The sequence below is a fragment of the uncultured Psychroserpens sp. genome (genome assembly GCF_947494225.1).
In the GTDB taxonomy this organism is placed as follows: domain Bacteria; phylum Bacteroidota; class Bacteroidia; order Flavobacteriales; family Flavobacteriaceae; genus Psychroserpens.
Genome location: NZ_CANLUG010000006.1, coordinates 139,161 through 163,834, shown reverse-complemented (window position 1 = coordinate 163,834; position 24,674 = coordinate 139,161). Strand labels below are relative to the sequence as shown.

The window sequence follows — 24,674 nt, the reverse complement described above, 5'->3', positions numbered from 1 at the left end:
AGTTTAATGAGGACATGAATCACCAGTTTCAGGTGCCTTGTTAGCTGCACTCATATGCGGACAAACAACATCTTGCATGACTGGCCCTAATAAATCCACTTGACCAGATAGATCATCTCTTGGTTGACTATGATCTGTGAGAATCATTGCCGCCGCTGATCTGTCTTCTAAAATCCGAGCTAGAAAATGTAATGCTGGATCCACATCTGTAAGATTAGTTACAATCAAAAGATGCTCATCCAAGGCTTCTTCTCCATCTGCCATTTCAGGTAAAATACATTGTGCAATTGAGTTTAACTTTCGGGTTACCCATTCTCCTTGAACGATAACGTATAAATTTGCCCAATCTTCTTCAGAAAATGTATCTCTCCATGTTTGCATTAATGTGCTTATTCCTAATTGCTGCGTTGATGCTGCAATCACTTGGGATTGTACGATAAGTTTATAGAGTGTATCATCTGGATTATCTTTATCGTCGCTGGTCATGTTACACCATTTTTGAAACACTTCTGCAGGGGATTCGTCGTCACTTAATTGGAATGCTGTGTTATCTACAAAATCGATTGAGGATTTTAACAAGTCTTTCATCACTTTAATGACATGAGGCACTACTGTATCTTCGTCTAAATGAGGTGGCGCATCGTCAAATTGACCAGTGACATTATTTAAATCCATTACCAATTTCCGCTTTAATCTATCATCAATTTGATAGCCCTTTTCAACATCAATATCATCTATCGTTGACAAGGCCTTTGCTAATACATTTCTATAATCTTCCATTGGTGCTCTCCAGCCTTGATTTTTGGGGTCTGTACTATAAGGACCAAAGCATCCAAAAATACCAAGAGGCGCATGCGCAATAGATTTTGCCATATAAAACAATCTGGCTACAGGCTCAACAGTATATCTGGCCTCTTCTCCATATTCATCTCTAACTAAAGTAAATTTTCCGCCGCCAGGCGTAAATTGAGCAACAATTACCGGTTGAAATTTTGTTAAATCGGCTTGGACTCTATCTTGTAAATCGTCCATATGAACCAACATTTCTGTATCCACTTTAATGACGTTTGCAATAGCTTCTGCGTTTAAACTAGAATCAACAATTGAGATGTGATCCTTCCAGTTAAAATTTGAATTCGTTTCCATTTGAAATAGTATTTTAGTTTATCGGTTAGTAATCTGTATGAGGAACAACCTTCCATGTATTGAAGGCATCCAGTGAATTTGGTGTACTGCATTGAAATACTTTCATACTCCTTTGATAATACGGTTTTGATAGTTCGTTATAAATTTCTTCATCAGAAAAGTTAACACCTTGCACAGCGGCATCGTAACGTGTGGCCGAAAAATACATGTGTTTCAAACTTGCCCAGCTAATCGCTGAAAAACACATTGGACATGGTTCTGCAGAACTAAATATGACACAATGAGATGTTTCGCTTTTTTGAGGTAACTTAGAATGGCCTTTTTCTATTTTAGACAAATCAAAAACACCTAGAGATGCACAGACGCTCCGAATCGTCATCACTTCGGCATGTGCCGTTGGATCGTTTATAGCGGTAACTTGATTATGATTTTTCCAATAACGAATAATCTCTTGAGTATCATCATCTATCTGAACAATTACGGCTCCAAATGGCCCTCCTTCTTCTCCTATAGATGCTTTGGCCTCCTCACAAGCCATTTCTATCCATTTATTACTTTTAATTCTAATTTTTTCATAGACTTCGTCTACGATTATATTTGATGTTTGCGCTGGAAAATATTTGCATTGATCTTGATCATCTAAAGTACATTTTGGAACAAAGCCGTTCCAAGGTTGTGTGGCAGATGGGTCTATAGGGTCATGTTCTACATGAAATAGTTCTCCATTGCCAGGAATAGGTTGCGAGAGGTAAGGTTTTTTTTCGTTTGATGAAACCGATTGCTTTTTTGAGTCCATAATGTCTTATTTAGTTTGAATGTATACAGGTTAATGTGCTATTATTTAGCTTACTCAAAACACAAATATTAAGCTCAGTAACTATAAAATTAAAGTCACGATCAACTTGGAGTCATCTCAAAGGTATAGCATCGCATAATGCGAAACAATAGGTATATATACGTGTATTTGGCAGAGTGGTTTTGAACAAAACACTCAAAACAACAGGCAGTATTCTGCTAGAGAACCTACTACCTTAAGGCCTTTTAAAGAAAAAACTATCGACTGTTATAAATAGATATATATTGGAGATACCATCGACATTTCGGTATTCGTTTTTATAACCTGCAATTGGCTAGGAATTGGCATCGGTAATCCTTTAAATAAAATTCTCGATATTTTTACACCCATTTCACTTTCAGTACAAACCAAATCAAAAGTATGTTTAGGAATTTGACTAAGTACAATGTTGTCTCCTATAGATGTAAAAGCAATTGCTTTTTGTCCATTGTTTAACACCACTTCTTTTCCTGAATCAAATTCTACTTCGGAGTTGCTCTTAATTGAGAGTTCGTTATAGTGTTCCTGGCTATTATTTATGATAGTATATTGCCATTTTGTGGCTCGTGAAGAAAAGTCTATTCTATAATGACCTATAGCATCTTTAGCTAAATGCATTAAAATGTCAGAGAATTGTATTCTTAACGTAAATAAATTAGCAGAGCGCTTCTGAAATTGTTGGTTCAAAACTATAAAGTCTCCTTCTGCATGACTCTGTTCAGAATCAAATAAGAGTGTTTTTATATCATCAAGAGGTAAATTTGTATACTGATAAAAAACTTGGTCTGTAGACTGAGCATTAAATTCGAAATAAGAATGCTCTGTGGCCTTAGTTATATAATTGAGAAAGGTATCAAAAGGTACTTTTCCTCTCGAATAAAACTGAAAGCCTTTATCGATATTCAAAACTTTAAGATTAAATCTATCCATCAATTCACTTGTAGATTTCGATGGTTTATAAGTTAGCCCTTCGCAAAAGCCTGTTTTAAAGTAAGTATGAGTAACCAGTAAATCGAATAGTATCCTATAACTATTATTCATTTTTTAACTGTATTATTAAATATCTGTGCTGCATCAAAAATCGATCTATCAATTTGACGATCGGAAATTCACATCATTAATGCATAAAAAAAAGAAATTATAGGTCTGGGATAAATCTAGTAAAAATTACTCAAGTATTAAAACTAAATAATCAAGAATAACATTGAACAGTTAAAGCAAAGGAATTAAAGTATATAATAGTTACTTTTCTAAGGAGAAATTAACCTTATAGGCTTTATTAACTTTTCTATGTTTAGGGTACAAATTTGGTACAGTAAAATAAAAAACAGTCAAATTAGACATTCAAGTAATATTATTTTAAAAATAATTTATTTGAATTATGTTGATGAAAAGTTAGAATCAAGAATAGACGAACTAAAATAATGATGAAAACTGATTTAAAAGAATCATCCAACATGGTCAATGAATCTCATTTCGGTATTTGTTTTTTTTAGGATAAACGGTCTGATTAACGTATTTTACATATTAACCTTCGGGTAGGCTCTCACCCAATATTGAAGATAGAGCACTTTACCATTTTTATCTTTAAAAACACCATAACTAGTAGAAGGTTTATTTTCACGAATTGTTACAATGTTATCTTCTCCTCTTTTCTTTAACTCATAACTAGGCCCTCCATCAACGCTCATAACAAAAGTATCCTCCTTTTTGAACACTTTAATCCTAGCTCCAATCCCTTGAGTATATGTTCCAATGAGTTCTTGGCCTTCCTCTTCTGAAATATCGGTTAGTTCGACATTATTACTAATTAGTGAACAGTTGCCATTTATTACAGTTTCTACTGCTTTTTTTATAACGTTCCATTGATTAATTCCAGAACCATTAGCCAAAACAGTCACAGAAAAACTCTGTTCTGGTACACTTAAAAATGCGGCTTTATATCCAGGCATGCCACCACTGTGCCATATTGCATTGGTATTACAGTAGGTAGAATGGAATAACCCGTAACCATATTCCCAATAAGCGCCTGTCATTTTTTTGTTTGAAAACACTTCCAAAACAGCATCCTTTAATTTGTTATCAAATTGATCTTTATGATCTATTTGTAACCACATTAAAAACTTATTTAATTCTTCGGCTGTTGTCAATGCCATACCTGAAGCTCTTCCTCTTGCATTATCTGGAATTGTAGTGTTAGTAGAATAGTTTGGACCTGAACCACTATGACCAAAAGCCACATTTTTAGGATTAGCAACATCAAATCTATAAGTAGTAGCTTTCATGTTAAGAGGCTCGAAAACAAGTTTCATCATAGCTGTGTTAAAATCCCAACCTGTTAAAGATTCGATTACGGCTCCCGCTAAATCATAATTAGCATTTGAATAACTAAAAACCATCCCAGACTCACCAAAGAACTTATCACTTCCCAAGGTTTTTGCCATTTTAATTTGCTGTGAAAGTCCAGATGGCCCAAAATTATCTGATTCATCTTTTAGCCCTGACGTATGTGTTATTAATTGTCTAGTCGTTAGTTTTCCTATTTCCGAATTTAATCCAGAGATATAGGTAGATATGTTCTTATCTAAATCCAGTTTACCAAGCAACGATAACTTTATGGCTGCATAAGCGACAAAAACTTTTCCTGTTGATGCATTTTTAAACAGGGTCTTGTTATTCGCTTTTATTTTCTTATTAAAATTACTGTAACCAAAACTTTTGTTATAGACTTCTCCGTTATACATAATTGATACCTGAATACCAGGAGCTCCTCCATTACTCAATTCGTTAAGAAGTTCTTTTTCAAAAGAAGAAAAGATATCGTTCACATGTGGACTAGGCTGTGGAATATTTAGTGTATGAAATTGCGCGTATGATGCTGTAAATCCAAACATCATTATTATTAAATTCAATTTTAGTTTCATTATATTATTGTTTATTCGTTTGCTCAAATTTAGCTTTACATTAGTTTTTAGGCTTCCGTTTTTTTAAAAACAGGACATAGTTTTATGACGTTTTTAACAATTGGTCAAGTGATTTTAAAAAAAGATTTATTGGTTTAGTTTTATTCATTATAAAATTATTTAGACTCTAAATTTATCCAGCAAAGAAGAATTACCTTTTTTAAAAACTGAAGTATAACTAGGATGCATTTAATGGTTGACTTTCCTTTTTCAGTGAAACTGGAGATTTATTTGTGAATACTTTAACAGATGAAAAAATAGCAGATTTCATACTTTTATATTTCATAATTTAGTGCTTATGAATCTAGTTGTTGCTTTAACTATGTTTTCGGGTATAGCTGTATCAAGTTGTTTGTTTATGTCTATCTATTTCTTCTTTGTTAGAAAGGAAAATAAGTTTCTAGATATTACTATTGGACTAATATTTTTTTCAATGGCGATGAGAATTTCTAAATCTATGCTAATTTACTTGGTAAATGGTATGTCGTTAACCCAAATATCAATAGTACTCTTGGGATATACTATTGCTGCGCCTCTTTTACTCCTTCATTTCAAATATTTATTTTCGGAATCGAAAAAATTTAAGGTTTATAATCTAGTGCATTTTTTAGGTCCAATAGTTCTTTTTTTAATACTAATAACTGATAGTTATAGAGCTAATGACGTATACATTTGGGGTAATTATTTCTTCTTGATATATCTTATATACATTGGAGTTAAGTACATTTTTAACTCTAAATATAAGTCCAAACTCACAAAATGGCACCACTATTTATATTATGGAATGTTTGGATTGATAATAGCCTTTTCAATTCAAAATTTTTCAAGAGGTCAAACTAATTATACTATTGGATTGATAATAGCCTCAACTATTATATATGTTCTATTTTTTGTAGCATTAAATTCACCATCCGTTATAAAGAAAAAGTATTCGGCGAAAGTCACTCATGAGCTTATTGAAAATATTAAGATTGCACTTGAAAGGGATAAAATGTATTTACAATCAGGAATTTCTATTGCTCAACTCTCAAAGACATTAGACAGCCCTGAATACTTAGTGTCTAAAGCCATTAATGCTGTATATGGAAAAAACTTTAAAGATGTGATTAATGGTTTTAGAATAGCAGATGTTAAAACAAAACTGATTAATCCCAATTTTTTAAATGAGAAAATTGAAAATCTAGCTTTTGATGTTGGTTTTAACACGTCTTCAGCTTTTTATAGTGCTTTTAAAAAGGAAACCTCAATGTCTCCAAGGTCTTATCAAAAATCACATCAAAAATTTGAATAGCTATTTATTTTTATCCCGATAACTAATGATGTACTAGAATATATTGAATACATCTTTTAGAACTATTTCATCGAAAATAAGTTGTTTATATATTTTTCATTAGTTAAAGATTTAAAAAATCTAATAAATACACTACTCTCAGAGAACCTTAAGAGGTAACTTATCTCTTCATTAGATTTTTGATTTTCCTTGAGGTAGGTTTTAGCCAATCTTAATTGTAAACTATACTCAACGTTTTTAAAGGGTATATCTAACTTCCTTAGCTTTCTTTGTAAAGCTCGTTCAGAAATATGAAGTTTTTCTGAAGCCTTATCAATTGAAATTCGTTCAGGTTTCTGACTTAGTATACATTTTTTTAATTTATAGACTAACTCATCCTCTGTTGGCAGGTTATTCATTTCATTTTCAACTTTAGTCTTTAAATTTTCAAGAAGACCAAATTCCACATGCTTAGAATGTTTGCCTATTATGTTTTAAACTAATCCAACAAATTTAATTAAAAATTTGATGCCTGAACGTCATACAGAATAACATGTAAATACCTCAAAAACAAGCATTTAAACAAAATAAAAGTAACATGAGTTTAGTTCAATCAGAAATATTCACAACATAAAAAAAACACGATAATATAATTTAGAACTTTAAAATATTATGAGCGCATATTACAATAACGAAAGTATCATATACCAACAAGAAGTTTTAGGAGAACGTAAAAGAAATCTATCAAAAGCCGTATGAGTCAATTGAATAAATACAGTAAAACAGTGACGCAAGATCCAACACAGCCAGCTGCTCAAGCGATGTTGCATGCTATCGGATTAACCAAAGAAGATTTTTACAAACCTATTGTGGGAATTGCAAGCACAGGATACGAAGGCAACCCTTGTAATATGCATCTTAACGACTTAGCCAAATTGGTCAAAGAAGGGACGAAAAATGAAGATGTAATAGGTCTAATTTTCAACACAATTGGTGTGAGTGATGGTATTTCAATGGGCACACCAGGAATGCGATATTCATTACCATCAAGAGATATTATTGCAGATTCAATGGAAACTGTAGTACAAGCCATGAGTTATGACGGATTGGTAACCGTTGTAGGTTGTGATAAAAATATGCCTGGTGCTTTAATGGCAATGATTCGTTTAGATCGTCCTTCAATTTTAGTTTATGGAGGTACAATTGATTCTGGATGCCATGAAGGTAAAAAGCTAGATGTTGTTTCTGCATTTGAAGCTTGGGGAAGCAAGGTTGCCGGTACCATAACTAAAAATGAATATCAGAATATTGTAGAAAAGGCATGTCCAGGAGCTGGAGCATGTGGAGGTATGTACACTGCAAATACAATGGCATCTGCAATTGAAGCACTAGGAATGACATTACCCTTTAATTCGTCTAATCCAGCATTAAGTGATGCGAAAAAACAAGAATCTGTAAAAGCTGGAGAAGCGTTAAGAGTACTATTAGAAAAAGACATAAAGCCTTCAGATATTATCACAAGAAAGTCAATTGAAAATGCAGTAAGACTAGTTACCATATTGGGTGGCTCTACAAATGCGGTATTACACTTTTTAGCCATTGCAAGAGCAGCTCAAATAGATTTTACATTAAAAGATTTTCAAGATATAAGTGATAACACACCATTTTTGGCAGATTTAAAACCAAGCGGAAAATATCTCATGGAAGATGTACATGACGTTGGTGGAATTCCTGCAGTTATGAAATACTTACTTAAAAAAGGACTCATTCATGGCAACTGTTTAACTGTTACAGGAAAGACAATAGCTGAGAATTTATTAGAGGTAGATGATTTAACTGAAGGACAAGACGTCATTAAACCAATTGAGGAGCCAATTAAAATCTCAGGGCATTTAAGAATGTTATACGGCAATTTAGCTACAGAAGGAAGTGTCGCGAAAATCACTGGTAAAGAAGGACTAAGTTTTAAAGGAAAAGCTAAAGTTTTTGAAGGAGAATACGCAGCAAATGACGGCATTAGAGATGGAAAAGTAGAAAAAGGGGATGTTGTTGTTATTCGTTATGAAGGTCCAAAAGGAGGACCAGGAATGCCAGAAATGTTAAAGCCAACCGCAGCCATAATGGGAGCAGGTTTAGGTAAGGATGTTGCCTTAATTACCGATGGGAGATTTTCTGGTGGAACACATGGTTTTGTTGTTGGACATATTACTCCAGAAGCTCAAGAAGGTGGAACAATTGCCTTTGTTAAAGATGGTGACATTATATCTATAGATGCAGAAACCAACACTATTTCAGTTGAAGTTTCAGAAATAGAATTACAAAAAAGAAGACAAAATTGGAAAGCACCAGATTTAAAATTTGAACGCGGAGTTCTTTATAAATATGCAAAGACAGTATCATCTGCTTCGAAAGGTTGTGTTACTGACGAATTTTAAAAGACATTAAAGATGAAAGAAACTCAAACAATACAAAAGACACATAATACTGTACAAACTACAGAACGAATTTCTGGTAGTGAAGCCATTGTGAGATGCTTACTTGAAGAGGGTGTAAAAGTACTTTATGGTTATCCTGGAGGGGCTATTATGCCTGTATACGACGAATTATATAAATATCAAGATAAGATCCATCATGTACTAACTCGTCATGAGCAAGGTGCTACGCACTCAGCTCAAGGCTATGCAAGAATTTCTGGAGAAGTTGGAGTTGCTATGGCAACTTCTGGTCCAGGTGCTACGAATCTTATCACAGGTATTGCAGACGCTCAAATAGATTCTACACCTATGGTATGTATTACCGGACAAGTACCTTCACATTTATTGGGTAGCGATGCATTTCAAGAAACTGATATCGTTGGTATTTCAACACCAGTTACTAAATGGAATCATCAGATAACTAAGGCTTCTGAAATTCCAGAAGTTATGGCTAAGGCATTTTATATTGCCAAAAGCGGGAGACCCGGACCCGTTTTAATTGACATCACTAAAGACGCTCAATTTGAGGATTTCGATTTTAAGTATGAAAAATGCACTGGGATTAGAAGTTATAAACCTGTTCCTGAAACCGATAAGTCATCATTAGCAGCAGCAGCAGAATTAATTAACAACGCAAAAAAACCAATGGTGGTTTGGGGGCAAGGTGTCATTTTAGGTGAAGCAGAAGAAGAATTTAAGGCCGTAATTGAAAAAGCGGGAATCCCTTCTGCATGGACTATTCTTGGTGCTTCTGCAATTCCAACGTCTCATCCCTTAAACATTGGAATGGTTGGGATGCATGGAAATTACGCACCTAATGTTTTAACTAACGAATGTGATGTACTTATTGCAATAGGCATGCGTTTCGATGATCGCGTAACTGGAAATCTTGCTACGTATGCAAAACAAGCCAAAGTCATTCATTTTGAAATTGATCCTGCAGAAATAGATAAAAATGTAAAAGCAGATATAGCAGTTCTTGGTAATGCTAAAACGAGTCTTGCTGAAATACTTTCTTTAATAAAACCAAATTCGCATACAGAGTGGCATCAAAAATTTAAGGACTTATATAATATTGAGTATGAAAAAGTTATTAAGAGCGATTTGCATCCAACAAAAGAAGGTCTAACAATGGGTGAAGTATTGAAAGAAATTAACATCCAAACTAAAGGAGAAGCAGCCATTGTAAGTGATGTTGGTCAGCACCAAATGATTGCCTGTCGCTATGCTGAGTTTAACAAAACTAAAAGTAATATTACTTCTGGAGGTTTAGGAACTATGGGGTTTGGTTTGCCAGCTGCTATTGGAGCTAAAATGGCTGCACCAGAACGAGAAGTTATTTCTATTTCTGGAGATGGAGGTTACCAAATGACCATTCAAGAACTAGGCACCATTTTCCAACAAAAAACAGCCGTAAAAGTCGTTGTACTTAATAATGATTTCCTAGGAATGGTAAGACAATGGCAACAACTATTTTTTGATAGACGTTATGCGTCTACTGAAATGACAAATCCAGATTTTGTAGCTATTGCAAAAGGGTATTATCTCAATGCAAAGCGTGTAACCAAACGAGAAGAATTAGCCTCAGCTGTTGAAGAAATGATAGCTAGTAAAGAACCATATTTCTTAGAGGTATGTGTAGAAAAAGAAGATAATGTATTCCCAATGGTACCTTCTGGTGCTTCGGTTTCAGATATAAGATTAGAATAAACGTCAGTTCGAGTGAATTTCAAAGAAGTGCAACGGGTTTGAAAATTGTATCGAGAACAATCTTATCTCGTACCTCAAAAAAATCACTTGAAATAACGAAAAGAAAATAAAAATGAATTCAGAAAAACAACATTATACAGTTTCGGTATACACTGAAAATAACATTGGTCTATTAAATAGACTTTCGGCTATTTTTCAAAGACGACATATCAACGTAGAGAGTTTAAACACTTCTGCTTCAGAAATTGAAGGGGTTTCAAAATTTACAATTCTCGTCAATGTAACGGAATCGCAGATTAAGAAAATTATAGGGCAAATTGAAAAGCAAGTCGAAGTTATAAAAGCATACTATCATACCGAAGAGGACACCATTTATCAAGAATCGTGCATTTTCAAAATAAAATCAGATTTATTGTTTGAAGAGCGTCAAATTCAAAACATCATTAAAGAAAGTAATGCCAGAATTGTCACTGTAAACAAAGAGTTCTTTGTTCTAGAAAAATCTGGAAGGCGACAAGAAATAGAATTATTGTATAGAGAATTAAATGCTTTTGGTATTATGCAATTTACACGTTCAGGTAGAATTGCAGTAACTAAAGATGAAATGAAAATATCAACAATGCTACAAGCATTTCAAAATTAAAAAGAGTTTAAAAAATAGAGAAAAACATGTCAAATTATTTCAACACATTACCACTAAGAGAGCAATTAGAGCAATTAGGAAAATGCCGCTTTATGGATGCTTCAGAATTTGAAGATGGTGTAAACGCTTTAAAAGGAAAGACAATAGTTATTGTAGGTTGTGGAGCACAAGGACTCAACCAAGGTTTAAACATGAGAGATTCTGGATTAGACATTTCTTATGCTTTACGTCAACAAGCTATCGATGAACAAAGAGCATCATATAAAAATGCAACGGCTAATGATTTTAATGTTGGCACCTATGATGAGTTAATTCCAAATGCCGATCTCGTTTTAAATCTAACACCAGACAAACAACATACCAATGTCGTAAAAGCTGTAATGCCGTTAATGAAAAAAGGCGCAACCTTAAGCTATTCTCATGGATTTAATATTGTTGAAGAGGGCACAAAAATTCGTGAAGACTTAACAGTTATTATGGTTGCACCAAAGTGCCCAGGAACTGAGGTTAGAGAAGAATACAAAAGAGGTTTTGGAGTACCTACATTAACAGCAGTACATCCAGAAAATGATCCAGAAGGAAAAGGTTGGGCACAAGCCAAAGCCTATGCAGTAGCCACTGGTGGGCATAGAGCCGGCGTTTTAGAATCTTCATTTATTGCAGAAGTGAAATCTGATTTAATGGGAGAACAAACCATTTTATGTGGTTTATTACAAACAGGAGCCATTTTATCCTTTGACAAAATGGTAGAAGAAGGTATTGAACCCAGTTACGCCGCTAAATTGATCCAATTTGGTTGGGAAACAATTACAGAGGCTTTAAAGCATGGAGGGATTACTAACATGATGGACCGTTTATCCAATCCAGCTAAAATCAAATCTTTTGAATTATCAGAAGAACTTAAAGACATTATGCGTCCATTATTTAATAAACATATGGACGACATCATTTCTGGTCAGTTTTCAAAAACAATGATGGAAGATTGGGCAAATGATGATATCAATTTATTAAAATGGAGAGCTGAAACAGGAGAAACAGCTTTTGAAAAGACAGCTTTAACTACAGATCATATTTCTGAACAAGAGTATTTTGACCATGGCGTATTATTAGTAGCTTTTGTAAAGTCTGGAGTGGAGCTTGCTTTCGAAACTATGGTAAGTGCAGGTATTATTGAAGATTCTGCTTACTACGAATCATTACACGAATTGCCGTTAATTGCAAACACAATAGCAAGAAAGAAACTATTCGAAATGAATCGTGTAATATCTGATACGGCAGAATATGGGTGTTATTTATTCGATCATGCCTGCAAACCGTTGCTAACAGAATTTATGAAAACCGTTGATACATCGATCATCGGAAAACCATATTCAGATACAACTGGTATTGATAATATTGAACTCATCGCAGTGAATGATGCCATTAGAAATCATCCAATTGAAGCGGTAGGACAGCGCTTAAGAGCCGCAATGACAGCAATGAAAGTCATTAAAAGTGCTCCTACTGAAGAATCCGTTTTAGCTTAAACAGATCTTGACATTCTTAACTCGATTTTAGGATTACTCTAATATGAACAACGTAACCACCTCATACAAACCATCGCTAAAAGCTGTTGAGTCTGCTGCGGAAAAATTAAAAGGGATTGCTTCCGTAACACCTTTGATTAAGAATGTGCAGTATTCAAAACAGTTTGATGCCAATATCTTCTTCAAAAGAGAAGATTTGCAACAAGTACGTTCTTATAAAATAAGAGGAGCCTATCATAAAATGTCCTCATTAAACGCCTCTCAAATTGAAAATGAGATTGTTTGCGCAAGTGCTGGTAATCATGCGCAAGGGGTTGCTATTTCTTGTAAACTCTTAAAAATAAAGGGAACAATCTTTATGCCTTCACCAACACCAAATCAAAAGATTGAACAGGTAAAAATGTTTGGTGAAGACTATATAGACGTGGTTTTAGTAGGCGACACATTCGATGATGCCTATCATGCCGCAATGACAGCATGTGAGCGACTTAACAAAACGTTTATTCACCCTTTTGATGACGAAAAGGTAATAGAGGGACAGGCTACAGTTGGTTTAGAAATCATAGATCAAGCTAAAACGCATCCCATACATTATGTATTTGTTCCTATTGGTGGAGGTGGTTTATCGGCTGGTCTATCTAGTGTATTTAAGACTTTATCGCCTCAAACCAAAATTATTGGTGTTGAACCTAAAGGTGCTCCTTCAATGTTAACTTCAATTAATAACAACAGAAACACAACATTAAAATCTATTGAAAGTTTTGTAGATGGTGCCGCTGTAAAACGTGTTGGTGACTTAAATTTTGCAATTTGTAAAGAAACACTAGACCATGTCGTTACAGTTGATGAAGGCAAAATTTGCCAGACGATTTTAGATCTATATAATAAAGATGCTATTGTTGTAGAGCCAGCTGGCGCTTTGAGTCTTTCTGCTTTAGAACAATTTTCTAAAGCTATTAGAGGTAAAAATGTTGTATGCGTCATTAGCGGAAGTAATAACGACATTACGCGTACTGCCGAAATAAAGGAACGCGCCCTACTCTATGCTAATTTAAAGCATTATTTTATTGTGAAATTTCCACAACGTGCAGGTGCATTAAGAGAATTTGTGACGACTATTTTGGGACCAGATGATGACATCACTCATTTTGAATATACAAAAAAGGTAAACAGAGAAAAGGATGTTGCTGTAGTAGGTTTGCAATTAAAATCGCCTAAGGATTTAGAACCTCTAATTACCAAAATGAAACTTCATAATTTCTTTGGAGATTACCTCAACGATAAACCTGATTTATTTCAGTTTTTGGTTTAGTTTTACAACCAAATTCATTTACTTATGAAAATAGCAATAATTGGAGCAGGAAACTTAGGCTTATCAATTGCCAAAGGATTACTATCTGGCAATGTATTAACATCATTATACCTTACCAAGCGACATATTAATGACATAGAAGGTTTAAAAGCTAATAAAAAAGTTAGTATTACTAGTGATAATACATTAGCCATAGAAAATTCTGATGTTATCATTTTTGCAGTACAGCCTAATCATCTGCCAGCTGTGTTACGTAAAAACGCATCGGCTTTAAAATCTCGTCATACAATAATCTCTACAATTACTGGGTTTTCAATTGATAAAATAGAGGCTATTATTGGAGAAGGGTTTACCATTATTCGGGCGATGCCAAATACGGCAATTGCTGTTGGTAAGTCGATGACATGTATTTGTAGTAATAAAAAAGCGCAATTAAAACTCAATATAGCTCATAAAATATTTAATACACTTGGTACAACCTTAGTCATTCCTGAAAGACAAATGCAAGCGGCTACAGTCGTTTGTGCTAGCGGCATTGCATTTTGGATGCGCTTTATTAGAGCTTCTACTCAAGCCGCAATACAAATGGGATTTGATGCTTCGGAAGCTCAAAAATTAGCAATGCATACTTGTGAAGGGGCAGCACAATTATTAATTAACACACAAAATCATCCAGAGCAAGAAATAGATAAGGTAACAACACCTAATGGCTGCACAATTGAAGGATTAAACGAAATGGAACATCAAGGTTTGAGCTCATCTATAATTCATGGCATGGTAGCCTCTTTCGAAAAAATAAATGGTATAAAAGAGCGGTTTTAAACGCTAAGGAAATAGTCTCCATCTTTTAAAGAAGCGCATCGAAAACTAAGTGACGGAACCAAATGACGCTTATGAACCTGAATTAAATAAAATCGCTAAAACTGACGCGTTTTACCAAAAATACTTAACAGGTTATATTAGCTTATTAGTTGTGGCATAAAAAATAGCTTCTGATATACTAGACACTTGTATTTTGTCAAATAATTTTCGACGATGAAATTTCACCGTATCTGGTGAAATAAATAATTTTTCAGAGATTTCCTGCACCTTAAATCCTTGTGCCGAAAGTTGTAAAATTTCTTTTTCACGCTGAGAGAGTGTTGGCTTTTGCTCATCTTTCCAGCAATTATCTATCAGACAATACGATTTTATTTGATTGCTATTAGATTTATAAACCTTGATATTACCAGATGTGTTATTCTCTGCCAACGAAACAATACAAAGGGCTTTCCAAACTTTTCCTTCTTCTGTAATAAAAATAGGTGTTAGTTTTTGATTAATAAGAATAGAGGTGTTTTCCTTATTTTTTAATCTAAAATCATAAGCAATCGTATAAAGTTTACGTTCTTCTAAAGGTACCTGATCATAAAGATCAAATCCTACTTGATTAATCTTTAAAAGTAATCGTAAATCTTCTTCAACCACATTTTCAAAATAAAATTGATATCCTAAAGCTTTAACTTCTTCTGGCGTCTTTCCGCATAAAAACAGAGGGTTATCTGAGACATACTCAAAAGACTGCTTTTCATAATCTATAACATAGATACTTTTATAAGTTGTACGCGCAAAAGCATCAATAACACCGAGGTAATCTGACAGTTGCTTATTATCACTCTCTGTTAAATTTTGAACGGTATTTTTAAACGAAAAAAAGTCTTTTTCACTATTCATATGAGCAAATATATAGATTAAATAAAAACTACCCTTCTGGGTAGTCAATTTTAAAAAATAATTGATTAAGAATATCAGCTCATTATTTAAAACTACCCTTAGGTGTAGTCCATAAAAAAAGAATAGCCATTAGTTTTGAGTCATCATCAATCAAAAAACGAACAGTTAAAAAGTCGAATAAAATGAGCCATAATAAATCTTGACACCAAACAAGATCTTTCATGGTGAATTACATCTAATAGAAAAAACGATAAAATTTAAACCTATGAAACAGTTACTATTTATAGTTGTCTTGTGCTCTTATTTAAGCGGAATTTCACAATCAAAAGAAGTCTACCTAAAACAAAATCGCTTTGATCTTAATTCTGAAACATTCAATTTTCCACAAAAGGATTTTAATATTATTGGTTTTGGCGCTTATCACGGCAGTGCTAAAACGGAAGACGTGGAGTTAAAGTTATTGCAGTCATTAACCAAAGATGGTACTATAAAATATTATTTACCCGAAACAGATTTTAGTGTGGCTCATTATTATAATGAGTTTATGAAAACCGGTGATACACTATTATTAAAAGACCTCGTTATTCAAAACGGAATGCATGTAAGGCAAGAGCGTACCATTGAAGTATATGAAAAATGGAAGACTCTTAAATGTCTAAATGATAAGCTCCCAAAGCCTAATAGGATTAAAATTCTAGGCGCTGATGTTGTGAGCAATTATAAATATAGCTCTAAGCATATTCTAAAACTCATAGACGAATCTTTCAAAACAGAAGTATTAAGTGAGCTTCGTGAAATGGTGAAAATAGACACTACAAGTTATGCCAGAGGCGAACTCAGTTATGCTCATGGTGTATTAGATAGGTTAATTAAAGACTATGAAGTTAATACAAGTGCTTATAATACTAAGATAAAAGACCTAAAAGTATTTAGGCATATCATAGATGGTATTAAAAATTCAATGGCTAAAAAACAACGCGAACCATCTATTTATGATAACTATCTTTTTTTAAAAGAGCACTACAATTTTGAAAACCAAAAGCCATTTATGAGAATAGGTTTTTGGCACCTCGAAAAATCGAGAGAAGGTAAAAACGCTAACCCTCCATTTTTTACCAAGCTAATAGAAAATGAGATATATCCAAAAGACAAGGTTATTTCAGTAATAGGATATTTTACAGAAAGTGAGGTCGTTTGGAACGAACTTTATGATGATAATGGAAATTACACAGGATATACGATAGAAGGAGGATTTGGTATTGGTGATTATGAAAAAGAATATTTTAGAGGCATCCAAAATTTAAAAAACACCAAACTGTCTGATAAAACTTTATTTCGCTTAAATAGCAGTAACACTCCATATTCTAATAATGAACCTGATTTAATAGATATTATAATGACCGATGAAAAGTCCAACAGTGAAGCCGTAAAAGGGATGCCCACAATTGATTTTTTAGATTATGCTATTTTAATATCAAACTCAAAAGCTTCCACTCCTATTTACGAATTGGACCATTTATAATCAACATAACAAAAACACAAGATCATGACAACACTTATAGAACTCATAATTAATATTGTTTTAATTCTACTATAGACAACGACCATTACTTTAAACCTATCTTTAATAATTTATTTAACAAAAAAAGCATCTGGAAACAGATGCTTTAAAATTCTACCCAATAATAAACTTGCCCTCAGAATTATTATAGCGATAGAAACCTTTAATTCAAAATAGTTATATACTTACCAAATCTCCATCAGTATTTTTAGTGGCTAAATCAGATTTACCCATTAAATAACTATCCACTTGCCTAGCCGCTTCTCTACCTTCAGAAATTGCCCAAACAATTAAGGATTGCCCACGTCGCATATCACCAGCTGTAAAGATATTTGGGATATTCGTTTGGTATTTACCATAAGACGCTTTGTAATTTGAACGTGCGTCTTTATCAATGCCTAATTTATCCGCTAGTGTAGATTCAGGACCAGTAAACCCTAGTGCCAATAAGGCTAAATCACAAGGCCAGGTTTTTTCTGTACCTGCAATTTCAATAAGTTTTGGACGCTCACCAGGTATCGTTTCCCATTCTACATTTACCGTTTTTAGAGCGGTTAATTTTCCATTTTCATCCGTAATAAATTCCTTTGTATTAATTAACCAATTGCGCTCAACGCCTTCTTCATGAGAAGTAGAAGTTTTTAACTGCAATGGCCAATATGGCCAAGGTGTGGTAGGTGAACGATGACCTGGTGGTTTTGGCATAATTTCAAAGTTAATAACCGATTTTGCGCCTTGACGATTAGATGTCCCAATGCAATCACTTCCTGTATCTCCTCCTCCAATAACAATTACGTTTTTATCCGTTGCTAGTATTTGATCTTTTATATCCTGACCAAACACCACTTTGGTTTGTTGGGTTAGAAAATCCATGGCTTGAACGACGCCATCGGCATCAATGCCAGGAGTTGGCAAACTTCGTCTTTGGGTCGCTCCACCACAAAGTACGATAGCATCAAATCCTTTTAATTGCTTGACATCATAGTTAACACCAACATTGACATTAGTTTTAAATACAATACCTTCTTTTTCAAGTATGGCTAAACGACGATCTATAATGCCTTTTTCCATTTTAAAATTAGGAATACCATAACGTAGTAAACCTCCAATAGCATCATCACGTTCAAAAACTGTAACCGCATGACCTGCCCTGTTTAATTGCTGTGCTGCTGCCAAACCTGCAGGGCCAGAACCAACAATAGCAATCGTCTTATCTGTTCTTATTTTTGGAGGTTGTGGTTTAATCCAACCTTCTTTAAAAGCACGTTCTACTATGTTTTTTTCAATATTCTCTATGGACACTGGATCTTCAATAATACCTAAAACGCAAGATTGCTCACATGGCGCAGGACATAAGCGTCCTGTAAATTCAGGGAAATTGTTTGTTGAATGCAAAATCCAAGAAGCTTTTTTCCATTCACCTTGATGCACCATATGATTAAAATCTGGAATTAAATTCCCAAGCGGGCAAGCACTATGGCAAAACGGAATTCCGCAGTCCATACAACGTGAACCTTGTTTTGTAAGATCCTTATCACTTATAGGTATTGTAAACTCTTTATAATGTTTTATACGATCCTCTACTTGCTTGTACTTTTCGTCTCTTCTTTCGAATTCTTTAAAACCTGTTACTTTTCCCATCTTGTTCCAACTTTCTAATTTTAATTTATATTGCCTGTCATGCATTTTGAAAAATTCGTCAATCCGAGTGGTTGTCCTGAATTCAATTCAGGAAAAACTTGAACTGACGTTTTTTATAATATATCCAATCAAAATGTATAATTGGTATTGTCTAGTATCTTCAAATTATTAGCTGACTATACTAATGCTTCAACCATTTGTTCTTCGGTTTCCAAGCGTTTTAATGCGCGCTTGTATTCTGTTGGCATAACTCTTACAAAATGACCTAAACTCGTTTCCCAATCTGCTAATAATTGTCTTCCTCTTTGACTGCCTGTGAATTTTACATGCTTCTCAATTAAGGTTTTTAAATCATTAGTATCTTCTTTTTCGATAGCTTCAAACTCGATAGTTTCCGTATTACACAAACCGTTTACAAATTTGTTTTCTGGATCGTAAACATAAGCCACTCCTCCACTCATACCAGCTGCAAAGTTTCGACCAGTTTTACCAAGAACCACTACTTTTCCGCCTGTCATATATTCACAGCAATGATCGCCAACACCTTCAACAACTGCAGTTGCACCAGAATTCCTAACTGCAAAACGTTCTCCAGCAATTCCATTAATATAAGCCTGACCATTAACTGCACCAAACAAACACACATTACCAATGATGATATTGTCTTCTGCTACAAAATCTGCCTTTGCTGGTTTCTTTATGATGAGTTTTGCTCCAGATAAACCTTTCCCTAGATAATCATTAGAATTTCCTTCAAGAATAAAACTTAATCCATGCGCACCAAAAGCACCAAAACTTTGCCCAGCAGAACCTTTAAAATTGATGTTTAACGTGTCTTCGGGCAGGCCTAAATGACCATATATTTTAGAAATTTCGTTGCTCACAATGGCACCAACTGTACGATTGGTGTTCTTTATTGCATAAGACAAATTCATTTGCTCTTTTCGATACAAAGCGCGATGTGAATCTTTAAGAATTTTGAAATCTAAGACATTATCAAGGTTATGATCCTGCTTTTCAGTATTCTTAACAGTCATCTGATTATATGCTGCTGGTCTGTGTAATATTGATGATAAATCTAAACCTTTTGCTTTGTAATGCTTAATCGCTTTATTAGCATTAATCTTGTGGGTTTGGCCAACCATTTCTGACATGGTTCTAAACCCTAATTCTGCCATAATCCCTCTTAATTCTTCTGCGATATAGTAGAAGAAATTAATCACATGTTCAGGTGTGCCCTTAAAGTTTTTGCGTAACTCTTTATCTTGTGTTGCAATACCAACAGGACACGTGTTTAAATGACATTTACGCATCATTATGCACCCTGAGGCCACTAAAGGTGCAGTTGCAAATCCGAATTCTTCAGCACCCAATAATGCGGCAATAGCGACATCTCTACCTGTTTTTAGTTGCCCATCGCATTCAACGACAATTCTACTTCTTAAACCATTAAGCACTAAAGTTTGTTGGGCTTCAGCTATACCTAATTCCCATGGCAAACCAGCATGTTTTAATGATGTTAAAGGTGAAGCTCCTGTTCCTCCATCATAACCAGCAATTAAAACAACATCTGCTTTTGCCTTCGCTACTCCTGCTGCTATAGTACCAACTCCAACTTCAGAAACCAATTTCACATTTATTCTAGCATCCCGATTGGCATTTTTTAAATCGTATATTAATTGTGCTAAATCTTCTATTGAATAAATATCGTGATGTGGTGGCGGCGAAATCAAACCCACAAAGGGTGTCGAATTTCGAGCTGCTGCTATCCAGGGAAGCACCTTTTCTCCTGGCAGCTGACCACCTTCACCAGGCTTTGCTCCTTGAGCCATTTTAATTTGAATTTCTTTGGCATTAGTTAAATAATGAGAGGTTACACCAAAGCGACCAGATGCAACTTGCTTTATAGCAGAGTTTCTACTGTCACCATTAATATCTGGCTGAAAGCGACTACGATCTTCTCCGCCTTCACCAGAATTGGATTTCCCTCCAATTCTATTCATCGCAATTGCCAAATTTTCGTGTGCTTCTCTAGAAATTGAACCATAAGACATGGCTCCTGTTTTGAAACGTTTTACTATTTCTGTCCAAGACTCTACCTCCTCAATTGGGATGGGGTCGATATTATTAAATTCAAATAAGCCACGGATGGTCATTAAGTTTTTAGATTGTTCGTTGATATTTTTTGCATAAATATCATAACTCGTTTGATCACTCAATCTAACAGCTTGTTGCAATTTTGCCACTGTAGTAGGATTAAATAAATGACGTTCTCCATTTCGTCTCCATCTGTAGTCTCCTCCAATATTTAAACCTAAACTTTTATCAATGTGCTTGTTCGGATAGGCATGTTGGTAACGTTTATCGATTTCCTTTTCGATTTCATATAGACCAATACCTTCAATTCTAGATGCTGTATATGGAAAATATTTCTCTACAAACTGTGAATTAAAACCAACGATTTCAAAAATTTGAGAACCTCTATAGGAACGTAAAGTTGAGATTCCTATTTTGTTCATCACTTTCAGAATCCCTTTTCCTATTGCTTTGTTAAAATTATCAACGGCTTTTTGTTCATCCATAGCAGCAATGAACCCTTCTTTCACTTGTATCCTAATAATTTCATTTACCATATACGGATTTACGGCACTAGCTCCATAACCAAATAAGGTTGCAAAATGATGTGGTTCACGCGGTTCTGCAGATTCAATAATAATATCGAAATACGAACGCTTTCGTAAGCGATTCAACTGATGATTTACATAAGAACAGGCTAAAAGTGCTGGTATTGGCGCCTTCTTTTTACTGACTCCTCTGTCAGATAAAATAATGATGTTTGTTTTTCGATCTAGCGCTTTTTCAATTTGAATGATAATATTATCTAACGCATCTTCAAGTCCGTTAAGACCTTTTTCTTTTGTATATAATATTTCTACAGTTTCTGCTTTGAAACTTTCAACTGTAATGTTCCTAATTTTCTCTAAATCATCATTTGAAATTACAGGGTTTTGAATTTTCAGTTTTCTACATTGTCGTTCTGTAATACTAAAAATATTTCTATCCTTTCCTAAAGACAGGCTAATATCTGTTACAATTTCTTCACGAATACCATCTAAAGGCGGATTAGTTACTTGAGCAAATAATTGTTTGAAATAATTAGAAATGAGTTGTGGTTTGTTAGATAAGACAGCCAAAGGTGTATCAATTCCCATAGAACCCAACGCTTCTTTGGCCTTTTGAGCCATTGGTGTAATAACTTCCTGTATATCTTCAAATGTATAGTTAAATAATCGTTGTCTTGTTTTAATATCTAAGGTTTCTACAGGACAGCTTGTTCCTGTATAAGGAATATCTTTTAGATGTAACCTTGTTTTATCTAGCCATTCTTGATATGGTCTTTCTTTAACAATTTTGCTTTTTATTTCTTCATCATTAATGATTCTGCCTTGGTTCATGTCTACTAAAAACATCTTTCCTGGTTCTAAACGTCCATGACGTTCTACATTTTCAGGCGCAATATCTACAACACCAATTTCTGAAGACATGATTAGTTTTCCACTTTTAGTAACTGTATATCGTGACGGCCTTAGGCCATTTCTATCAAGTAATGCTCCAATATAGTTTCCATCCGTAAAAGGAATAGAAGCTGGCCCATCCCAAGGCTCCATAATACATGCATTATAATCGTAAAATGCCTTACGCTCTGGCGACATCGTGGCATGTTTTTCCCAAGCTTCGGGTATCATCATCATCATTACTTCTGGCAATGAGCGCCCTGTATGTGTTAATAATTCTACGACCATATCCATGGAAGCTGAATCTGATTTCCCAGGTAAAATGATTGGAAATAATTTATCTATCTGAGGACCAAAAACGTCACTTTTCATAATTTCTTCACGAACACGCATGCGACTTACATTTCCGCGGAGTGTATTGATTTCTCCATTCTGACACATAAATCGGAACGGTTGCGCTAACTCCCAAGTAGGCATTGTATTCGTTGAAAAACGCTGATGTACTAAAGCCAAACGCGTAACCAAATCGTCTTCTTGTAAGTCTTTATAATAGGCTCCAATATCCTCTGGCATAATGATACCCTTATATATTAAGGTTGTCGTTGACAAGCTAGAAACATAGAAATATGAACTTTGCGACATTTTAGAATGTCGAATCGTATGTTCAGTTATTTTTCGTGCTGCATACAATTTTGCATTAAAATCTGATTCTGAGACTTCATTAGATTTTCCAACAAAAATTTGTTCTATATTAGGTTCTGATGCCAAAGCAATTTCACCTAATTGCGTTGAATCTACAGGTACCTCTCTCCATCCTATTACAAAAAGCCCTTGAGCAATAATTTCTGCTTCGAAAGTGTCTTTACAGAATTTATATTGATTTCTGTTTTTTGGTAGGAATACCATACCAACAGCATACTTTCCTTTTACAGGAACTTTAAAACCACAAACACGTTTAAAATAGATATGAGGAATATCAATTAATAAACCAGCTCCATCACCAGTTTTACCATCTGCACTAACACCTCCTCGATGCTCCAATTTCACAAGAATTTCTAAAGCATCATGGATAATTTGGTTGGTCTTTTCTCCTTTAAGATTACAAATAAATCCTGCACCACAATTTTCGTGTTCAAATTCCGGTAAATAAAGCCCTTGTTTCTTTAGCATAATTGATGACATTTTGATGGTTTCTACACCTTAATATATCTGTAATATATATTGTAAAATTCGATTTAAAAAAAAGCCGAAACACTTTTTTCATATCGATAATTAAGAGCTTTCAAATTGAAAATTTGACAATATTATTGAGCTTTAATATGAAATCTGCAATTAAAAAATATTCAATAAAAAAAGAGTTTTGTTACGAAAACGTTTTCGAAAACTTACTTCTGATAAATATTATTTATGAAAAGTTAAAAATATATGCATTTTTCAAAAATCACGATTTCTTAAATTTCAAAAAGTAGGCGATAAAATTATTGCACCCCTATTTTTTGGGGGTATAAAATATCAAAAACATAAAAATTAAACAAAACACCCCATTTTTTTATGGGCATAGATGTCATTTATATAGTTTTGAACTGAATTTAATCAACAAAATATAATCATTATGAAAAAATTATTTACCATTTCAATGTTCTTAATTACCTATAGCCTAATTGCTCAAGATGATGCAGCAACTGATGATAAAATAGACTTTGGATTGAATCTCAACCACGATGCTTTTTTTGGATTTAATCCCATGATGACATTTGGCTACACCATTAATGAAAACAGTGCAATAACTGCCTATGGTATTCAATGGGGAGCTGGCACAGGGAGTGCTTGGGGACAATGGACTGAATTTGGCTTAGGCTACAATAAAACCTTAGGTTACTTTGATATTAATCCTCAAATAGGTTTTACGATGGGCAACTTACTTTCGAGTGGAGCAAGCCAAAAAGGTATTGTTGGAGATGGTATAGTGCCGAATCTTACAGTTAATTATGATTCCAATAAACTAGAAGGTCAAATTTACTTTGGCTATTATGCTGCCTTGACTGATAAAACAGAAGTAGGAGATGCAACAAATAATTACATACACTACTGGGCTAATTTTGGCTTCAAAGTCGCATCATTTTTATCACTAGGAGCTCATTTCGAAGAACTCTATTTGAGCGGAGGAGATATAAATGGTGGTGGAGAACTCGATAGAACAGATGGCTACAAATGGCTTGGACCTTATTTAGAATTAAAAAAAGGATCATCAGGTTTAAGGGTTTCGCTTGGAGCAAATTTAGCTGACGAAGATGACAGATTTGCCCAAAATGATTTCTATAAACTTACATTTTTCACCTCTCTTTAAGTTGTTAATCTAATTTTA

General features: G+C 34.2%; 17 protein-coding genes. 9 read left to right on the top strand and 8 right to left on the bottom strand.

The annotated features are described in order from the left end of the window. Positions 1-3: 3 nt before the first annotated feature. The 4 genes from Q0893_RS14270 to Q0893_RS14255 all read right to left on the bottom strand — a co-directional run bounded on the left by Q0893_RS14270 (position 4) and on the right by Q0893_RS14255 (position 4,905). Positions 4-1,146, bottom strand: a complete 1,143-nt coding sequence (locus tag Q0893_RS14270) for a hypothetical protein (RefSeq protein ID WP_299276854.1) — start codon at positions 1,144-1,146, stop codon at positions 4-6. A gap of 25 nt (positions 1,147-1,171) precedes the next feature. Continuing rightward, a complete protein-coding gene (locus Q0893_RS14265) occupies positions 1,172-1,942 on the bottom strand; it encodes a nucleoside deaminase (RefSeq protein ID WP_298902895.1) in 771 nt (256 codons plus the stop codon). A gap of 267 nt (positions 1,943-2,209) precedes the next feature. Beyond that, complete coding sequence (locus tag Q0893_RS14260) at positions 2,210-3,022, bottom strand: hypothetical protein (protein WP_299276850.1); 813 nt, start codon at positions 3,020-3,022, stop codon at positions 2,210-2,212. A 479-nt stretch (positions 3,023-3,501) separates the two neighbouring features. Next, a complete protein-coding gene (locus tag Q0893_RS14255) occupies positions 3,502-4,905 on the bottom strand; it encodes a serine hydrolase (protein WP_299276847.1) in 1,404 nt (467 codons plus the stop codon). 337 nt (positions 4,906-5,242) lie between these two features. Between Q0893_RS14255 and Q0893_RS14250 the strand changes: the two genes are divergently transcribed. Then, positions 5,243-6,235, top strand: a complete 993-nt coding sequence (locus Q0893_RS14250) for an AraC family transcriptional regulator (RefSeq protein ID WP_298902898.1) — start codon at positions 5,243-5,245, stop codon at positions 6,233-6,235. A 62-nt stretch (positions 6,236-6,297) separates the two neighbouring features. On the opposite strand, the gene Q0893_RS14245 is transcribed toward Q0893_RS14250, so the two are convergent. Further along, positions 6,298-6,681 carry an AraC family transcriptional regulator gene (locus Q0893_RS14245; RefSeq protein ID WP_299276842.1) on the bottom strand — a complete coding sequence of 128 codons (384 nt, stop codon included), beginning with the start codon at positions 6,679-6,681 and terminating at the stop codon, positions 6,298-6,300. A gap of 288 nt (positions 6,682-6,969) precedes the next feature. Between Q0893_RS14245 and ilvD the strand changes: the two genes are divergently transcribed. The 6 genes from ilvD (at position 6,970) to proC (ending at position 14,701) form a co-directional block, all read left to right on the top strand. Next, positions 6,970-8,649 carry a dihydroxy-acid dehydratase gene (ilvD, locus tag Q0893_RS14240; protein ID WP_299276839.1) on the top strand — a complete coding sequence of 560 codons (1,680 nt, stop codon included), beginning with the start codon at positions 6,970-6,972 and terminating at the stop codon, positions 8,647-8,649. A gap of 12 nt (positions 8,650-8,661) precedes the next feature. Further along, positions 8,662-10,398 carry a biosynthetic-type acetolactate synthase large subunit gene (gene ilvB / locus Q0893_RS14235; protein ID WP_299276835.1) on the top strand — a complete coding sequence of 579 codons (1,737 nt, stop codon included), beginning with the start codon at positions 8,662-8,664 and terminating at the stop codon, positions 10,396-10,398. Between the two features lie 112 nt (positions 10,399-10,510). Next, positions 10,511-11,041 (top strand): acetolactate synthase small subunit, encoded by a 531-nt coding sequence (gene ilvN, locus Q0893_RS14230; RefSeq protein WP_298902905.1) that lies wholly within the window; start codon positions 10,511-10,513, stop codon positions 11,039-11,041. Positions 11,042-11,067: 26 nt separating this feature from the next. After that, the gene (gene ilvC, locus Q0893_RS14225; RefSeq protein ID WP_299276831.1) at positions 11,068-12,567 is read left to right on the top strand and encodes a ketol-acid reductoisomerase; all 1,500 of its coding nucleotides are present in this window, start codon (positions 11,068-11,070) and stop codon (positions 12,565-12,567) included. Positions 12,568-12,610: 43 nt separating this feature from the next. Then, on the top strand, positions 12,611-13,879 hold the full coding sequence (gene ilvA, locus Q0893_RS14220) for a threonine ammonia-lyase IlvA (protein ID WP_299276828.1): 1,269 nt from the start codon (positions 12,611-12,613) through the stop codon (positions 13,877-13,879). 24 nt (positions 13,880-13,903) lie between these two features. Beyond that, positions 13,904-14,701 carry a pyrroline-5-carboxylate reductase gene (gene proC / locus Q0893_RS14215; protein ID WP_298902908.1) on the top strand — a complete coding sequence of 266 codons (798 nt, stop codon included), beginning with the start codon at positions 13,904-13,906 and terminating at the stop codon, positions 14,699-14,701. Between the two features lie 132 nt (positions 14,702-14,833). Here the strand turns inward: proC and Q0893_RS14210 are convergent, their stop codons facing one another. After that, positions 14,834-15,592, bottom strand: coding sequence for a response regulator transcription factor (locus tag Q0893_RS14210; protein ID WP_299276821.1), 759 nt, complete (start codon positions 15,590-15,592; stop codon positions 14,834-14,836). 265 nt (positions 15,593-15,857) lie between these two features. Between Q0893_RS14210 and Q0893_RS14205 the strand changes: the two genes are divergently transcribed. Beyond that, entirely contained in the window at positions 15,858-17,114 is a 1,257-nt protein-coding gene (locus Q0893_RS14205) for a hypothetical protein (protein ID WP_299276818.1), read from the top strand. Between the two features lie 216 nt (positions 17,115-17,330). Here the strand turns inward: Q0893_RS14205 and Q0893_RS14200 are convergent, their stop codons facing one another. Continuing rightward, positions 17,331-18,794 (bottom strand): glutamate synthase subunit beta, encoded by a 1,464-nt coding sequence (locus tag Q0893_RS14200; RefSeq protein ID WP_299276815.1) that lies wholly within the window; start codon positions 18,792-18,794, stop codon positions 17,331-17,333. Positions 18,795-18,970: 176 nt separating this feature from the next. Then, positions 18,971-23,479 (bottom strand): glutamate synthase large subunit, encoded by a 4,509-nt coding sequence (gene gltB / locus Q0893_RS14195; protein ID WP_299276812.1) that lies wholly within the window; start codon positions 23,477-23,479, stop codon positions 18,971-18,973. A gap of 442 nt (positions 23,480-23,921) precedes the next feature. Here gltB and Q0893_RS14190 point away from each other — a divergent pair, with 442 nt between their 5' ends. Beyond that, positions 23,922-24,656 carry a DUF6733 family protein gene (locus tag Q0893_RS14190; RefSeq protein WP_298902914.1) on the top strand — a complete coding sequence of 245 codons (735 nt, stop codon included), beginning with the start codon at positions 23,922-23,924 and terminating at the stop codon, positions 24,654-24,656. Positions 24,657-24,674: the final 18 nt, after the last annotated feature.

Bases quoted from the DNA above. Each gene is read 5' to 3' on its own strand.
- Q0893_RS14210 (WP_299276821.1), bottom strand. From the start codon at position 15,592: ATGAATAGTGAAAAAGACTTTTTTTCGTTTAAAAATACCGTTCAAAAT.
- ilvA (WP_299276828.1), top strand. From the start codon at position 12,611: ATGAACAACGTAACCACCTCATACAAACCATCGCTAAAAGCTGTTGAG.
- ilvB (WP_299276835.1), top strand. From the start codon at position 8,662: ATGAAAGAAACTCAAACAATACAAAAGACACATAATACTGTACAAACT.
- Q0893_RS14190 (WP_298902914.1), top strand. From the start codon at position 23,922: ATGAAAAAATTATTTACCATTTCAATGTTCTTAATTACCTATAGCCTA.
- Q0893_RS14260 (WP_299276850.1), bottom strand. From the start codon at position 3,022: ATGAATAATAGTTATAGGATACTATTCGATTTACTGGTTACTCATACT.
- ilvC (WP_299276831.1), top strand. From the start codon at position 11,068: ATGTCAAATTATTTCAACACATTACCACTAAGAGAGCAATTAGAGCAA.
- gltB (WP_299276812.1), bottom strand. From the start codon at position 23,479: ATGCTAAAGAAACAAGGGCTTTATTTACCGGAATTTGAACACGAAAAT.
- proC (WP_298902908.1), top strand. From the start codon at position 13,904: ATGAAAATAGCAATAATTGGAGCAGGAAACTTAGGCTTATCAATTGCC.
- ilvD (WP_299276839.1), top strand. From the start codon at position 6,970: ATGAGTCAATTGAATAAATACAGTAAAACAGTGACGCAAGATCCAACA.
- Q0893_RS14205 (WP_299276818.1), top strand. From the start codon at position 15,858: ATGAAACAGTTACTATTTATAGTTGTCTTGTGCTCTTATTTAAGCGGA.
- Q0893_RS14270 (WP_299276854.1), bottom strand. From the start codon at position 1,146: ATGGAAACGAATTCAAATTTTAACTGGAAGGATCACATCTCAATTGTT.
- Q0893_RS14255 (WP_299276847.1), bottom strand. From the start codon at position 4,905: ATGAAACTAAAATTGAATTTAATAATAATGATGTTTGGATTTACAGCA.
- Q0893_RS14200 (WP_299276815.1), bottom strand. From the start codon at position 18,794: ATGGGAAAAGTAACAGGTTTTAAAGAATTCGAAAGAAGAGACGAAAAG.
- Q0893_RS14265 (WP_298902895.1), bottom strand. From the start codon at position 1,942: ATGGACTCAAAAAAGCAATCGGTTTCATCAAACGAAAAAAAACCTTAC.
- Q0893_RS14250 (WP_298902898.1), top strand. From the start codon at position 5,243: ATGAATCTAGTTGTTGCTTTAACTATGTTTTCGGGTATAGCTGTATCA.
- ilvN (WP_298902905.1), top strand. From the start codon at position 10,511: ATGAATTCAGAAAAACAACATTATACAGTTTCGGTATACACTGAAAAT.